Origin of the sequence: Nostocoides japonicum T1-X7 (assembly GCF_001046855.1) — a bacterium.
Lineage (GTDB): Bacteria > Actinomycetota > Actinomycetes > Actinomycetales > Dermatophilaceae > Nostocoides > Nostocoides japonicum.
Window position 1 is genome coordinate 1,612,631 of sequence record NZ_HF570958.1, and the last position, 13,815, is coordinate 1,626,445.

The window sequence follows — 13,815 nt, forward strand, 5'->3', positions numbered from 1 at the left end:
AGTCGAGGTAGGGGGATACCGGCGGAAGGTCTCTGGTTACCTCGACCCGGGGGTCATGCTGGGAGTCGAGGTAGGTCGACACCGTCGCGGCCCTCCGTCAACGATGGCGCCGAGGGCGCACGCGGGGTGCTACGGTCGACTCGACGGCGGTGGGACTCGCCGACGAAACCGCGGATCGCACCGCCAACGGTCCCTGACCCTCGCATCCGGAGGAGGTCAGGTGAGCGCATCCGCGAACCCCTTGTCACCGCGCGACAGCGCGAACCCCTTGTCACCGCGCGACAGCGCGAACCCCTTGTCGGTGCGCGACAGCGCGAACCCCGTGTCACCGCGCGACAGCACGAACCCCCTCTCGCTGCGCGACAGCACGCTGCCCAGGCTCCTCGACGTCCTCGCACCGATCGCCGGGCCGGCCAGGGCGGGCGAGGTCGAGGACCTCCGTCGTCGGTGGTCGGACGCCCGGCTCCGGGTGCTGCTCGTCGGCGAGGCCAAGCGCGGCAAGTCGACCCTCGGGAACGCCCTCCTGGGCCGGGCGGTCCTGCCGACGGGGGTCACCCCCGTGACGGCGATCGCCACCGAGGTCGTGCCCGTCGAGGGCGACGAGGAGTGGGTCGATGTCGTCGGGCAGGACGGGACGTCGACCAGTGCGCCGCTCGACCGCCTCGCCGACCTCGTGACGGAGCAGGGGAACCCGGCCAACGTGCGCCGGGTCGCCCATGTCCGCGTCCACGCCCGGACCGCGCTCGGCGACCTCGGCGTCGTCCTCGTCGACACGCCCGGTGTCGGCTCCGCCCTGGCGCACAACACTGAGGCCGCCGACGAGGCATACCGCCGCATGGACGCCGCCCTCTTCGTCCTCACCGCCGACCCGCCGGCGTCGGCGAGCGAGCTGGAGCTGCTCGACCGGGTCCGTGCCGCGTCGGTGCGGACCTTCGTCGTCCTCAACAAGGTCGACCGGCTCGATCCGCAGGAGCGCGCGGAGGCCGCCGGATACGTGCGGCAGCTCGTCGGCGAGAACCACGTCTTCGAGTGCTCCGCGCGTCAGGCGCTCGCCGCCGAGCGTAGCGGAACCTCTTGCGGGGCAGACGGTTTCGCCAACCTCTCGAGCGCAGTCCACGCCTATCTGCGCGACCGTGCCGCGACCGACCTCGAGGCGAGCCTGCGTGCCGCCGCATGCCGCATCGCCGAGAGCGCCCTCGACGACGCCCTCGTCGAAGGGGCGGTGCTCGCCGCCGACGACGAGGCGGCGCGAACGGCCGTCGCCGCGTTCCGCGGACGGATCGGCGCGCTCGATGTTCGGGCGCAGGAGGCGGCCGGCCGGGTCGCGTGGGTCCTCTCGACCCTCCGCAGGGAGGTCGACGCCTCGGCCCATGAGCAGGTCCGCTCCCTCGCGGCGCGCGGCCGGGCCGTCGTGGAGGACGAGCTCGAGCGCATCGGCTCCGAGAGGGTCGACGACATCGACCGGCTCGTCCGCGACGCGCTTCGGGATGTCGTCGGGCACGCCGTCCACGAGTGGCAGGCGGAGCGGCTCTCCCTGGTCCACGAGCGCCTCGAGACGGTGGCCACCCGTGAGTCGTCGGCCCTCGACGAGGCCTGCCGCGACATCCGCGATGCCGCCTCCCGGCTCCTGCGAGTCGAGCTGTCCCGCAGGGAGATTCCCCTCCAGGCGCCCTCGACGCGACGGGTCGTCCTCGACTTCTCCGAGGACGTCGGATGGCGCCCTCCGCTCACCGGGATCGCGCGCCGCACCCTCCCCACGGCGGTCGCGAGGCGGCGGCTCGCCCGTGAGCTGCTCGCGGAGGCGCCCCGGCTCGCCGACAAGCACGTCGGGCGGGCGCGCAGCGCCGTCCAGGCCGAGCTGGACCGCCTCGCCCGGGCGTATGCGACGACGATGGCGACCGCGTACGCCGACGCGGGCGCACGGTTCCGGGCGCTCGTCGACGACGCGACCCGGTCCGCGCACAGCCAGGAGATCTCGGTCACCGAGCGCCGGGCGACCGTCGACGACCGGCGACGCGCCCTGGTCGGCGTCCTCGAGCGGCTGCGGCCGAGCGCCGGCTGAGGTCGGACCGCCTCGGGCGCCGCCGCCGGGCCGGGGTCTGCTCATCGGATCCGGACCGTCGCGGCCTCCACCGCGGCCGCGGGAGACCGGCACTCCTGATCCGGGGCGTCCACGCGTACGCGTCCGGCAGCTGCCACCCCCGCACCTGCGAGAGCCGCGTGAGGGTCGCCCCGACGAGGGTCGTGACGACGAGCCCTGCCGTCGCGTGCCCGAGGGACGCGAAGACGACCATGACGGAGCTCGCGACGAGAGCACACGTCGCATACAGCGTGTTGCCGCCGAAGATCGCCGGAACCTGACGGAGCAGGACGTCGCGGGTCACGCTGCCGCCGACCGCCGTGATGGTCCCGAGGAGGACCGCGGGAAGCCAGCCCAAGCCCAGCTCGAGGGTCTTCTGGGCTCCCGCCGCCGCCCAGCAGCCGAGCGCCACGGCGTCGACGAGAGGGAAGGCACTGTCCCAGACGCGCCCCCGCACGGGCAGCAGGAAGGCGACGACCGCGCCGGCCAGCGCGGTGAGGACGTAGGTGTAGTCGGTGAGCGCCACCGGTGTCCCGCGCTGGAGGAGGACATCCCGGATGATGCCGCCGCCGAGGCCCGACACGACGGCCGGCACCGCGAACCCCACCGGATCGAAGCCCCGGGCCCGGGCCAGGGCGCCGCCGAGGAGGGCGTTCGCGAGGACACCCGTGAGGTCCGCGACCCGTAGGCCCTCCCACACGGCGGAGTTGAGGTCAGCCACCGTCACATGCTCGCGTCTCGGGCCTCGCCGGTCCGTCAGGCAACGCCGTCGGGCCGGGAGGACCCGAGGCGGGGTCCGATCCGTGGACCCCGATTGACGGGCCCACCCGAGCCGCACACAGTGGACACGCCGCGGACGCTCGGGGCAGGATACCGGGGCTGATTCGACATCAAATACATATATTGCCTATGCGTTTCCGTACGGGACCCGAGGACCGTCCGGTCGCGGCCGAGGTCGAAAGGAAGGGACGCATGGCCCACTCTGGAGGCGACGCGACGCCCAGTCCGTTCCGGCAGCCTCGGGCCGTCTGGGCGGTGGCGTTCGCGTGCGTCATCTCCTTCATGGGGATCGGCCTCGTCGACCCGATCCTCCCGGCGCTGGCGCACAGCCTCGACGCGACGCCGAGCCAGGTGTCGCTCCTGTTCACGAGCTACCTCCTCGTGACGGCGGTGGCCATGCTCGGGGTCAACTGGGTCTCGAGCCGGATCGGGTCGAAGCGGACGCTCATCCTCGGCCTCGCCCTCATCGTCGTGTTCGCCACCGGCGCCGGGCTGTCGAACTCGATCGGCGGGATCGTCTGGTTCCGGGGCGGCTGGGGGCTCGGGAACGCTCTGTTCATCGCGACGAGCCTCGCGGTCATCGTCGTCTCGGCGACGGGAGGGTTCTCGGGCGCGATCATCCTCTACGAGTCGGCACTCGGCATCGGCATCGCCGTGGGGCCTCTGCTCGGCGGCTTCCTCGGCTCCATCTCGTGGCGTGGCCCGTTCTTCGGGGTCGCCGTCCTCATGTTCATCGCCCTGCTGGCCACCGCGTTCCTCGTCCCCAACACGGGCCAGCCCTCCGAGCGGTTCCCGCTGTCGGCGCCGCTGAAGGCCCTTCGGCACCGCGGGCTGCTCATCATGGGGATCGTCGCGCTCCTGTACAACTGGGGCTTCTTCACGATGCTCGGCTACGCCCCCTACCCGATGAAGCTCGACGCCCACCAGCTCGGGTTCGTCTTCGCCGCGTGGGGACTGCTCGTCGCGGCCTTCGCCGTGTACTTCGCACCCCGTCTGCAGGGCCGCTACGGCACGACGCCCGTCCTCTACGCCAACCTCGTAGGCCTCACGATCGTCATGCTCGTCATCGCCTTCCGGGTGCAGTCCCCGACCGCGGTCGTCGTGGCCGTCGTCGTGAGCGGTGCCTTCATCGGGATCAACAACACCCTGACGACGCAGGCCGTCATGATGGTCTCCCCCGTCGACCGCTCCGTCGCCTCGGCCGCCTACGGGTTCGTCCGGTTCCTCGGCGGGGGGCTCGCACCGTACGTCGCGGGCAAGATCGCGGAGGCGACCGACCAGAGCGTCGCCTTCGTCGTCGGTGCCGTGGCCTTCGCGCTCGCCATCCCCGTCCTCGCCCTGGGGCACGGGATCATCGCGCGGGCGGAGCGGCAGGTCGAGGCCCCGGAGGTCGTCGGTCCCGCCTTCGAACCGGTGTCCGGCGAGCTCGCCTCCACGTCGCGGCCCGTCATCGTCGCGATCGGGGCCAACGAGGCGCGCAGCGCCGTCGTGGACCGCGCGGCCGACCTCGCCCTGCGCGACGGCGCGCCTCTGGAGGTCGTCCATGTCCGGGAGACCGAGATCGTGGGTGACCAGGCGGTCGCACCCGTCAGCCCCGAAGCCGCCACACGCTGGTGCAGGAGCAGCTGGACCGCCTGTCTCCACGGGGCCTGTCGACCCGCGGCCTGGTGCTCTACAGCGTCGGCGACCTCGGCGCCGTCGGCAAGGTGCTGAGCCAGCACGCGGCCGAGGTGGATGCCCGGGCGGTCGTCATCCGGCGCAGCGCCGCCGGCACGGCGGTCGTCGCCGGCATGGACACCGACAGTCCCGACGCCACCTACAGCGTCTACATGCTGTCGCCGGCCAGCCTCCCGGGTTAGGAGAGACCGCCCGCTGGAACAATGGACGACATCATGGCTGACACGACGGAGACGGACCGCTCGGCGGCGACTCGGGCACGACTGATGGACGCTGCCCGAGAGGCCTTCGCGGCCAAGGGCTTCCATGCCACGACGACCCGCGACATCGCCGCCGCCGCCGGGATGAGTCCCGCGGCGCTGTACATCCACCACAAGTCCAAGGAGGAGCTCCTCTACCTCATCTCCAAGGCCGGCCACGAGCTCGTCCTTCAGCTCGTCCGCGATGCCGTCGCCTCCTCCAGCGACCGCGTGGAGCAGCTGCGCACCGTCGTCCGCTCGTGGGTCGACTACCACCTGCGCGACTACACGATGGCCCGGATCGTCAACTACGAGCTGTCCGCCCTCACCCCACCGCATCAGGACGAGATCACCGCGCTGCGACGGAGCGCCGTCCAGGAGGTCGAGGCCATCGTGCGGGCCGGTGTCCGCTCCGGTGCCTTCACGACCCGGCAGCCCGCTCTCGCGACGACGGCGATCCTCTCGTTGGCCGTCGACACCTCGCGCTGGTTCCCGGAGTCCGCCTGGAAGCGCAAGCAGGTCACCGACTACTACGCCACGCTGGCGCTGCTCATCGTCGGCGCGAAGGCCTGATCGCTCGCGCGCCGCCCCCTGGGAGCGACCCGCCCGCCGGCGGAGGTCGGCTGCCGCTCGGTGAGCAGCCGCTTGACCGTGAACACGCAGGCGCCGCAGTCCGTGCCGGCTCCGGTCGTCCGGCATACCTGACCGAGTGTGCGGGCGCCCGCGTCGACGACCTCGGCAACAGCCGTCTCCGTCACGACCTGACAGTGGCAGACGATCATCATCTCTCCTATGACTAAGCGCTTGCTTAGTTATAGGATGACGGATGGAAGCGCGTTCCGTCAAGTCGGGACGGCGGGCCGGAGTGCCTCGGGTCGGGACCCGGGCGGTTCAGTGCATCCGGGACAGTCGCGTCATTCCTCGAGGGACCAGACGCCGCCATTCGCCATCGGGCTGCGACAGGCGGTCGAGGACCACGGCGACCGCGACGACGTTGTGCCCGAGCCCGCAATGGCTCGACGGAACCTCGACGCTCTCCGCCCGAGGCCCCTCGAACTCCAGGCAGGCGCGCCAGGGGACGACCCCGTCCGTGCGGGAGAAGATCGCCGTCGACGGCACGGGGGGCGGAGCGTGGTTCAGCTCGTCGGACAGCCACACCCGCGGGCTGTGACGTGGGCTCAGGGCGTCGTAGGCGGGACCCGCATGGGTCAGCATGGTGTTGTCCATCCCGACGACGCGGAAGGGGCTGCCGAGGGTCACGACCTGACGCACGAGCGACGGGTGCCGGTGGGCCAGTCCACGCGCGTAGATGCCGCCGAGGCTCCAGCCGACGACGCTCACCCGACCGTATGCCTCGTAGAGGCGGACGAGGCGGTCGCTCAGGCCGTCGAGGACATGGTCCGTCGGCCCGATGTTGCGACCGAGGCCCCACGCGCCGGCGCGATATCCCCGCGCCTGGAGAAGAGCACGGAGCGGGGTCGTCGAGCCGTCGGCCGCGAGGAAGCCGGGGAGTACGAGGACGGGCTGGCCCTCACCTCGCGGTCCCGCCGCGAGCGTCGGGAACATCGCCCAGAACTGCGCCAGCTCCACCAACGATCGCGGTGGCTCCGCGTGATAGAGGGCCCGGGGCGGCCGGACGAACGCCCGGTCCCATTCCGGCGGCAGCTCATGAACGGGCGGGGACGTCATCTCGTCGCCATCCTCTCCGACGCGGACCGGGTGGACGGCTGCCGTGTCGCCGCGTCGATGCGCTGCCCGCTGCGGGGGCGAACCGCGTTGAGGGCGACGACGCTCGCGTAGTCCGACAGCTCCCCCGGGCTCCACGGTCGATCCTGTTCGTACCACCGCGAGATGTCGACGCAGAGGGACAGCAGGACGAGGGTCGTCAGCTCGGGGTCGGGCGCGTCGAAGACGCCCGCCTCGACCCCGTCCTCGACGACGGCCTGCACCTCGCGGAGGACCGCCGTGCGCAGTCCGCCGATCTCGGCCTGCTGCGCCGGGCTGAGGGAGTGGATCTCGTAGTTGACGGTCCGGGCGATCGTGTGGTTCTCCGCGTGGTATGCGGCCAGGGCCCGGATCACCTCCGCCAGCCGGTCCTCGGGGCCCCCGCTGGAGGCCGACGCGTCGCGGACGAGTTGAAGCACCTCCTGATGACCGTCCCGTGAGATGACGTGGAGGAGGTCCTGCTTGGACCTGTGGTGGATGTAGAGAGCGGCCGGGCTCATCCCGGCGGCGGCCGCGATGTCCCGCGTCGTCGTCGCGTGGAAGCCGTTCTCCGCGAACGCCGACGTCGCGGCCTCGCGCAACCGGGTGCGGTTCGTCGGGTCCGTCATCGTGTCGTTGATGTGCTGTGTCGTCATCGGTCGAATACCTCCCTCAGGGCAGCATACCTTGTGAGTAAGCGCTTGGTCAGCCACTGACCTGAACGACGCAGTCCATCCGGGTATTCCACGCCCGACTTGACGTGCCGCGCCGACATCGGGCACTCTTATTCTAAGCAAGCGCTTAGTCAAGGAGGAACCATGAGCGCACGACAGACCACCCCACGTGGTCAGAGCACCGTCGAGGCCGGCTCTGCCGGCTTCCTTCACCGCATCGCCACCAAGAAGGCGATGTTCAAGCTCGTCCCGCTCATGGCGGGCGCCTATCTCATCTCGTACGTCGACCGGACGAACGTCGCCCTGGCCAAGTCGGCCCTCGAGGTCGACGCGGGCATCAGCGCGGCGGCCTTCGGCCTCGGTGCGGGGGTCTTCTTCCTCACGTACGCACTCCTGGAGATCCCGAGCAACCTCGCCCTCCACAAGGTGGGCGCTCGCGCCTGGATCACCCGGATCGCCGTGACGTGGGGCCTGCTGTCCATGGCCATGGTGTTCGTCAGCAACGAGACGAGCTTCTACGTGCTGCGACTCCTGCTGGGCGCGGCCGAGGCGGGCCTCTTCCCGGGCCTGATGTACGTCATCACGAAGTGGTTCGCCCAGGAGGACCGCGCCAAGATCGTCGGCCTCCTGCTCGTCGCCTGGGCCTCCGCGGGCATCATCGGCAACCCGATCGGCGGTGCCATCATGACCATGGACGGGGCCTTCGGCCTCCACGGGTGGCAGTGGCTGTTCCTCATCGAGGGTCTCCCCGCCGTGCTCCTCGGGCTGTGGATCTGGAAGCGCTTCCCCGACAGCCCCTCCGCGGCCTCGTGGCTCACCGCCGAGGAGGCCCGCGTCCTCTCCGAGCGGGCCGGCGACGTTCCCGAGAACCACGCGAAGGCCTCCCTGCGCACGATCATGTCCAACCGGACGACCGCGCTCGTCGCCGTCATGTACTTCCTCTCCTCGCTCGGGGTCTGGGGCGCCATCTACTTCATCCCCGCCGTCATCGGGCAGATGGGGGTGACCGACGAGCTCACGATCGGGCTGCTCGCCGGGCTGGTGAGCGTCGGCTCGCTCGTCGGGGTCCTCGTCTTCCCCCGCCTGCTGCGCCGTTGGCACAGTGAGTTCCCGCTCATGGCGGCCTCCTGGGTCGGCGTCCTCGCGAGCGCAGTCCTGTTCCTGGCCCTGCCCACGAGTACGGGGCGACTGCTGGCCCTCATGATCCTGGCCTTCTTCCTCGTCGGCGGTCAGCCTCTCATCTGGTCGGTCGCCATGCACCGGATGTCGGGCCGGACCGCGGCGGTCGCACTGGCCTTCGTCAACACGGTCGGCCTGCTCGGCGGCTTCTTCGGCCCGACGCTCTTCGGCGCCATCGAGGACGTGACCGGCAAGGCGGCCAACGGCTTCGCCATCGTCATCGTCTGCAGCCTCCTCGGCCTGGTGTTCACCGCGATCCTGTCGCGCGTCGTTCGCCGCAGCCGCTCGGCGGCGGACGCGCAGGTCGCCGAGATCCGCGCGGCCTGACGACTCCCCCGTCGACCCCCGCGTGCCCGAGGCGCGCGGGGGTCGACCATTCCACACCCGGAAGGAAGACCACCCGTGACCCCACGGCCTGTCGTCGGGCTCAGCCGCCCGCTCCCCGAGGAGAGCCTCCTCGCGCTCCGCGAGCTCGCGGACGTCCGCATGCCTCCCGAGGACCGTCCGGCCGACCTCGCCGACGTCCTCCGAGGTGCGGACCACGCCCTCGTCACGCCGTACGAGCGCATCGACGACGCGCTCCTCGACGCCTGTCCGACGCTGCGACGGATCATCACCGTCAGTGCCGGCTACGACCACATCGACGTGGCGGCGTGTGCCTCCCGCGGTATCGAGGTGGCCAACACCCCCGGAGCCGTCGTCGCGGCGACGGCCGACCATGCCTTCGGACTTCTCCTCGCGGCGTCGCGGCGGATCGTCGAGGCCGACGCATACACCCGGTCGGGATCCTGGTCGGGAGGCGTCGCGCCCTTCCTCGGGCAGGACGTCCACCACAGCACCCTGGGGATCGTCGGCATGGGGAGGATCGGTCAGCAGCTGGCTCGTCGCGCCCACGGCTTCGACATGGAGGTCGTCTACCACGGCCGTCGTCGCCTCGAGCCGACGCTCGAGAGCCGGCTCGGGGTCCGTCGACTGCCGCTCGAGGAGCTCCTCGCCCACAGCGACGCCGTCATCCTCCAGGTGAGCTACAGCCCGGGGACCCACCATCTCCTCGACGAGCGCCGGCTGGCCCTCATGAAGCCGAGCGCGGTCCTCGTCAACACCTCCCGCGGTGGCGTCGTCGACGACGCGGCGCTCGCCCGAGCCCTCTCCTCCGGGCGGCTTGCCGGGGCCGGCCTCGACGTCTTCGAGGGCGAGCCGCATCTCCTGCCGGAGCTGCGCTCCCTGCCCAACGTCGTCCTCACCCCGCACCTCGGAGCGCACACGGTGACGACCCACCGACGGATGGCACAGGAGGCCCTGACCAACCTCATCGGCACCCTTCGAGGGGCCGAGCTCGAGAACCGCGTCACGCCCTGAGGCCCCGCCGCCGGTCCGGGACCGTCGGGGAACCGGGCTTGACAACTAAGCATCTGCTTAGGCATACTGGAGACATGAACTAAGCAAGCGCTTAGTTACTTGTCCGCTACTCGCCCAAGGAGCATCCCATGACGACCATCACCCCGGAGATCATCGCGCTGGTTCGCCAGAACGTCGGCCCCTGCCCGGACGACTTCGAGCTCCCCCTCCCCGCCGTCGGGCTGTCTGTCGAGGAGGAGCGTGAGGTCCGCAAGCGTGAGCTGGCCGTCGCCTTCCGGCTGTTCGGCAGGTTCGGCTTCTCCGAGGGCGTCGCCGGGCACATCACGGCGCGCGACCCGGAGAACCCCGACTGGTACTGGCTCAACCCCTTCGGCATGAGCTTCAACCAGATCAAGGTCTCGGACCTCGTCTGCGTCGACCACAGGGGCCATCTCGTCCACGGCAAGCGCCCCGTCAACGCCGCGGCGTTCTGCATCCACTCCGCGGTCCACCAGGCCCGCCCCGACGTCGTCGCCGCCGCCCACGCCCACTCGGTCCACGGCAAGGCGTTCGCCAGCCTCGGCATCCGCCTGGACCCCATCACGCAGGACGCCTGCGCGTTCTACGAGGACCACGGGCTCTACGAGGGATTCGGTGGCGTCGCCTCCAACGAGCAGGAGGGCAAGGAGATCGCCGCGGCCGTCGGCCCGCACAAGGCCGCCATCCTGCAGAACCACGGCCTCATCACCGTCGGGGGCTCGGTCGCCTCCGCGGCCTGGTGGTTCATCACGATGGACCGCTCGTGCCAGGCCCAGCTGCTCGCGATGGCCGCCGGCACGCCGAAGCACATCGACCACGGCACCGCCGTGCAGACGCACGAGCAGATCGGCACCGACCTCGCCGGCTGGGGTCAGTTCCGGCCGCTCTGGGACCAGATCGTCGCCACCCAGCCCGACGTCTTCGAGTGACCAGCCCCGTGGGGCCGCCGGTCGCCGACCTGCGGCCCCACTCGCATACCAACCCACCCGACCGACCGGCAGAGCGCCGGAGGAAGAGACCCGTCATGAGCACCGTCCACCCGGCCCCCGCCACCACCCTCGCCCAGCTCCCCTACCTCAACGCCGCCCGTTGGAACGAGCGGCCGGCCATGCGGCACAAGGTGGGCGACGCCTGGCACGACATCTCCTACGCAGACGCCCGCGACGTCGTCGACGAGATCGCGCGCGGCCTCCTCGCCCTCGGCGTCGAGCACGGTGACCGCGTCGCGATCCTCGCCGACACCCGACCCGAGTGGGCCGAGGCGGCCGCCGGCGTCCATGCCGTGGGCGGCGCCGTCGTGCCGATCTACCCCTCGAGCTCCGCCGAGGAGTGCGCGTGGGTCCTCGGCGACTCCGGGGCGAGCGTCGTCGTCTGCGAGAACGCGGCACAGGCCGCGAAGGTCGACCGGATCCGCGAGGGGCTGCCCGCTCTCACGGCCACGATCGTCGTCGACGGTCCCGTCGCGGGCTGGACCTCCCTGAGCGAGCTGCGGGAGCTCGGCGCCGGCCTTGACCCGGAGGTCGTGCAGGAGCGGGTCGCCGGTGTGGCACCGGAGGACATCGCCATCGTCATCTACACCTCCGGCACGACCGGGCGCCCCAAGGGCTGCGTGCTCACCCACGCCAACCTCGTCGCGACGAACCGCGCCACCCGGACCGTCGGCCTCTTCGGAGAGGGAGAGATCACCTACCTCTACCTCCCGATGGCCCACGTCTTCGGCCAGTGCAGCGTCCTGCTCACCGAGGAGGTCGGCGGTGTCGTCGCCTTCGTCTCCGGCGGGAGCGAGCGGATCGTCGCCGACCTCGCGGAGATCCGGCCGACGTATGTCCCCTCCGTCCCGCGGGTGTTCGAGAAGCTGTATGCCGCGGTGACGCGTGGCGTGCCGGCCGAGGACGTGCGCCGCGGGCTCGCCGCCGTGGCGCAGGTGCGGGCGACGGGATCCGGGCAGGAGCCCTCGGCGGAGGCCCTCGCCGCCGCCGAGGCCATCGAGCCGATCCTTGCCGCCGGCCGCGCCGTCCTCGGGGGCCGGGTCCGGGTCGCCATCTCGGGTGCCGCCCCGATCTCGACGGAGATCCTCGCGTTCTTCGAGGCGGCCGGTGTGCCGATCTTCGAGGGGTACGGCCTCAGCGAGTCCGCCGGCATCGGCACGCTCAACGTCCCCGGGCGGGTGCGTCACGGCTCGGTCGGTCCCGTCCTGCCCGGCCTGCGGGCCCGCATCGCCGAGGACGGGGAGATCCTCCTCGGCGGCGAACACATCTTCGCCGGCTACTGGCGCAACGAGGGCGCGACGACCGAGGTCCTCGAGGACGGCTGGCTGCACACGGGTGACCTCGGATCCCTCGACGAGGACGGGATGCTGACCATCACCGGACGCAAGAAGGACATCATCATCACGGCAGGCGGCAAGAACATCACCCCGGCCAACCTGGAGAACGACGTGCGGCAGTCGCCGTTCGTCTCGAACGTCCTTCTCCACGGTGACCGGCGGCCCTACCTCGTCGCCCTCGTCACGCTGGACCCTGAGGCCGTCCTCCCCTGGGCCCGGTCGGCGGGACTGCCGGACGACCTGGCGACCCTTGCCGAGCATCCACGCGTCATCGAGCTGGTCCAGCGCGTCGTCGACGCGGCGAACGCCAGGTACGCCACAGTGGCACAGATGAAGAAGTTCCTCATCCTCCCGCACGACTTCAGCCAGGAGTCGGGCGAGCTCACGCCGACGCTCAAGCTCAAGCGTGCGGTCGTCGCCGACCGGTACGCCGAGCAGCTCGAGCACCTCTACGACGGGAAGGCAGCGCTCTCCGCATGACCGCGAACGGACGCGTCGACGCGACGGTCCCCCACTGGGGCACGTACCAGAACGAGATCTATCTCGCGGGACTGGGCGGTGAGATCCCTCGGCTCCCCATGACGTATGCCGAGCTGGAGCGCAGCGCGCAGGGCGTCCTCGGCGCGGCCCTCACGTCATACATCGCCGGCGGAGCCGGCAACGAGCAGACCCAGCGTGTCAACGTCACCGCGTTCGACCGCTACGGCCTCATGCCGAGGATGTTCGTCAAGGCCACCGAGCGGGACCTGTCGGTCGACCTGTTCGGCATGCACCTGCCGAGCCCCCTGCTCATGGCGCCGGTCGGCGTCCTCGGCCTCACGCCTCCCGGCGGCCACGGTGACATCGTCACGGCGCAGGCCGCCGCGGCGACCGGAGTGCCGATGATCGCCTCGACGCTCATGTCGGACCCGATGGAGCAGGTCGCGGCGGCCCTCGGCGACACGCCGGGGCTGTTCCAGCTCTACACGCCGACGGACCGGGGTCTGGCCGAGAGCCTCGTGTCCCGCGCCGAGGCGGCCGGGTTCCGGGCGATCGTCGTCACCCTCGACACGTGGGTCCCCGGGTGGCGCCCGAGGGACCTCGCCCACAGCCAGTTCCCCCAGCTGCGCGGACACGTCCTCGCCAACTACGTCAGCGACCCGGTCTTCCGTCGTCTCGCCGCCGGTGCGGGCGCCGACCTCGACGACCCACGGCCGGTCGCGCCGTACTGGGCCGCCGTCTTCGGCAACAACCTCGGCTGGGACGACCTCGCCTGGCTCCGGTCGACGACCGACCTGCCTCTCGTCGTCAAGGGCGTATGCCATCCCGACGACGCACGACGCGCCCTGGACGGCGGCGTCGACGGCATCTACTGCTCCAACCACGGCGGCCGGCAGGCCAACGGCGGCATACCGGCCATCGACCTGCTGGCCGACGTCGTGCGCGCCGCCGACGGCGCGCCGGTGATCTTCGACTCCGGGGTGCGACAGGGCGAGCACATCATCAAGGCGCTGGCCCTCGGCGCCACCGCCGTCGCCGTCGGCCGGCCGTACGTCTACGGTCTGGCCCTCGGGGGCCGCGACGGTGTGGCCCACGTGCTCCGCAGCCTGCTCGCCGAGGCCGACCTCCTCATGGCGGTCGACGGCTATCCCACGGTCGCCGACCTCACGCCCGACGCCGTCCGGCGGGTCACCACCACCGGCTGAGCGTCACGTCCTCGGTCGGAGCAGGCCCGGGCTGCACTGCAACACGGCCGCAGCCCGTCCCCGGGTGGAACCGGTGTGCCGGCCCGCCGTCGCG

General features: G+C 71.4%; 13 protein-coding genes. 9 read left to right on the forward strand and 4 right to left on the reverse strand.

Annotated elements, in window-relative coordinates:
* Positions 1-220: 220 nt before the first annotated feature.
* Positions 221-2,062 (forward strand): dynamin family protein, encoded by a 1,842-nt coding sequence (locus BN12_RS07245; protein WP_162233063.1) that lies wholly within the window; start codon positions 221-223, stop codon positions 2,060-2,062.
* Here the strand turns inward: BN12_RS07245 and BN12_RS07250 are convergent.
* Entirely contained in the window at positions 1,980-2,801 is an 822-nt protein-coding gene (locus BN12_RS07250; protein ID WP_157635392.1) for a trimeric intracellular cation channel family protein, read from the reverse strand. The genes BN12_RS07245 and BN12_RS07250 overlap by 83 nt on opposite strands.
* Before the next feature lie 251 nt (positions 2,802-3,052).
* Between BN12_RS07250 and BN12_RS07255 the strand changes: the two genes are divergently transcribed.
* Genes BN12_RS07255 through BN12_RS07260 form a run of 3 tightly spaced genes read left to right on the forward strand, consistent with a single transcriptional unit; the run spans position 3,053 to position 5,349 of the window.
* Positions 3,053-4,573: an MFS transporter gene (locus BN12_RS07255; RefSeq protein ID WP_053079974.1), complete on the forward strand. Its 1,521-nt coding sequence runs from the start codon at positions 3,053-3,055 to the stop codon at positions 4,571-4,573.
* Complete coding sequence (locus BN12_RS25750) at positions 4,528-4,719, forward strand: hypothetical protein (RefSeq protein ID WP_053079975.1); 192 nt, start codon at positions 4,528-4,530, stop codon at positions 4,717-4,719. The genes BN12_RS07255 and BN12_RS25750 overlap by 46 nt, the downstream gene beginning before the upstream one ends.
* A 33-nt stretch (positions 4,720-4,752) precedes the next feature.
* Positions 4,753-5,349 (forward strand): TetR/AcrR family transcriptional regulator, encoded by a 597-nt coding sequence (locus BN12_RS07260; protein ID WP_048556088.1) that lies wholly within the window; start codon positions 4,753-4,755, stop codon positions 5,347-5,349.
* On the opposite strand, the gene BN12_RS23725 is transcribed toward BN12_RS07260, so the two are convergent.
* The 3 genes from BN12_RS23725 to BN12_RS07275 all read right to left on the reverse strand — a co-directional run bounded on the left by BN12_RS23725 (position 5,307) and on the right by BN12_RS07275 (position 7,136).
* Positions 5,307-5,561, reverse strand: a complete 255-nt coding sequence (locus BN12_RS23725; protein ID WP_235432328.1) for a (2Fe-2S)-binding protein — start codon at positions 5,559-5,561, stop codon at positions 5,307-5,309. The genes BN12_RS07260 and BN12_RS23725 overlap by 43 nt on opposite strands.
* 106 nt (positions 5,562-5,667) lie before the next feature.
* On the reverse strand, positions 5,668-6,465 hold the full coding sequence (locus BN12_RS07270) for an esterase/lipase family protein (protein ID WP_053079976.1): 798 nt from the start codon (positions 6,463-6,465) through the stop codon (positions 5,668-5,670).
* Positions 6,462-7,136 (reverse strand): TetR/AcrR family transcriptional regulator, encoded by a 675-nt coding sequence (locus BN12_RS07275; RefSeq protein WP_235432329.1) that lies wholly within the window; start codon positions 7,134-7,136, stop codon positions 6,462-6,464. The genes BN12_RS07270 and BN12_RS07275 overlap by 4 nt, the downstream gene beginning before the upstream one ends.
* A 162-nt stretch (positions 7,137-7,298) precedes the next feature.
* On the opposite strand from BN12_RS07275, the gene BN12_RS07280 reads away from it, so the two are divergent.
* The 5 genes from BN12_RS07280 (at position 7,299) to BN12_RS07300 (ending at position 13,721) form a co-directional block, all read left to right on the forward strand.
* The gene (locus tag BN12_RS07280; RefSeq protein WP_083454482.1) at positions 7,299-8,660 is read left to right on the forward strand and encodes an MFS transporter; all 1,362 of its coding nucleotides are present in this window, start codon (positions 7,299-7,301) and stop codon (positions 8,658-8,660) included.
* A 75-nt stretch (positions 8,661-8,735) separates the two neighbouring features.
* Positions 8,736-9,692 (forward strand): 2-hydroxyacid dehydrogenase, encoded by a 957-nt coding sequence (locus BN12_RS07285; protein WP_048551298.1) that lies wholly within the window; start codon positions 8,736-8,738, stop codon positions 9,690-9,692.
* Positions 9,693-9,820: 128 nt separating this feature from the next.
* Entirely contained in the window at positions 9,821-10,639 is an 819-nt protein-coding gene (locus BN12_RS07290) for a class II aldolase/adducin family protein (protein WP_048551299.1), read from the forward strand.
* A gap of 95 nt (positions 10,640-10,734) precedes the next feature.
* Positions 10,735-12,516 (forward strand): AMP-dependent synthetase/ligase, encoded by a 1,782-nt coding sequence (locus tag BN12_RS07295; protein ID WP_048551300.1) that lies wholly within the window; start codon positions 10,735-10,737, stop codon positions 12,514-12,516.
* Positions 12,513-13,721 carry an alpha-hydroxy-acid oxidizing protein gene (locus BN12_RS07300; protein WP_048551306.1) on the forward strand — a complete coding sequence of 403 codons (1,209 nt, stop codon included), beginning with the start codon at positions 12,513-12,515 and terminating at the stop codon, positions 13,719-13,721. Before BN12_RS07295 ends, BN12_RS07300 begins: the two co-directional genes overlap by 4 nt.
* Positions 13,722-13,815 lie beyond the last annotated feature (94 nt).

What these genes read in the sequence shown, in the direction of transcription:
- BN12_RS07255 (WP_053079974.1), top strand. Translation starts at nt 3,053, where the DNA reads ATGGCCCACTCTGGAGGCGACGCGACGCCCAGTCCGTTCCGGCAGCCT.
- BN12_RS07260 (WP_048556088.1), top strand. Translation starts at nt 4,753, where the DNA reads ATGGCTGACACGACGGAGACGGACCGCTCGGCGGCGACTCGGGCACGA.
- BN12_RS23725 (WP_235432328.1), bottom strand. Translation starts at nt 5,561, where the DNA reads ATGATGATCGTCTGCCACTGTCAGGTCGTGACGGAGACGGCTGTTGCC.
- BN12_RS07270 (WP_053079976.1), bottom strand. Translation starts at nt 6,465, where the DNA reads ATGACGTCCCCGCCCGTTCATGAGCTGCCGCCGGAATGGGACCGGGCG.
- BN12_RS07275 (WP_235432329.1), bottom strand. Translation starts at nt 7,136, where the DNA reads ATGACGACACAGCACATCAACGACACGATGACGGACCCGACGAACCGC.
- BN12_RS07280 (WP_083454482.1), top strand. Translation starts at nt 7,299, where the DNA reads ATGAGCGCACGACAGACCACCCCACGTGGTCAGAGCACCGTCGAGGCC.
- BN12_RS07290 (WP_048551299.1), top strand. Translation starts at nt 9,821, where the DNA reads ATGACGACCATCACCCCGGAGATCATCGCGCTGGTTCGCCAGAACGTC.
- BN12_RS07295 (WP_048551300.1), top strand. Translation starts at nt 10,735, where the DNA reads ATGAGCACCGTCCACCCGGCCCCCGCCACCACCCTCGCCCAGCTCCCC.
- BN12_RS07300 (WP_048551306.1), top strand. Translation starts at nt 12,513, where the DNA reads ATGACCGCGAACGGACGCGTCGACGCGACGGTCCCCCACTGGGGCACG.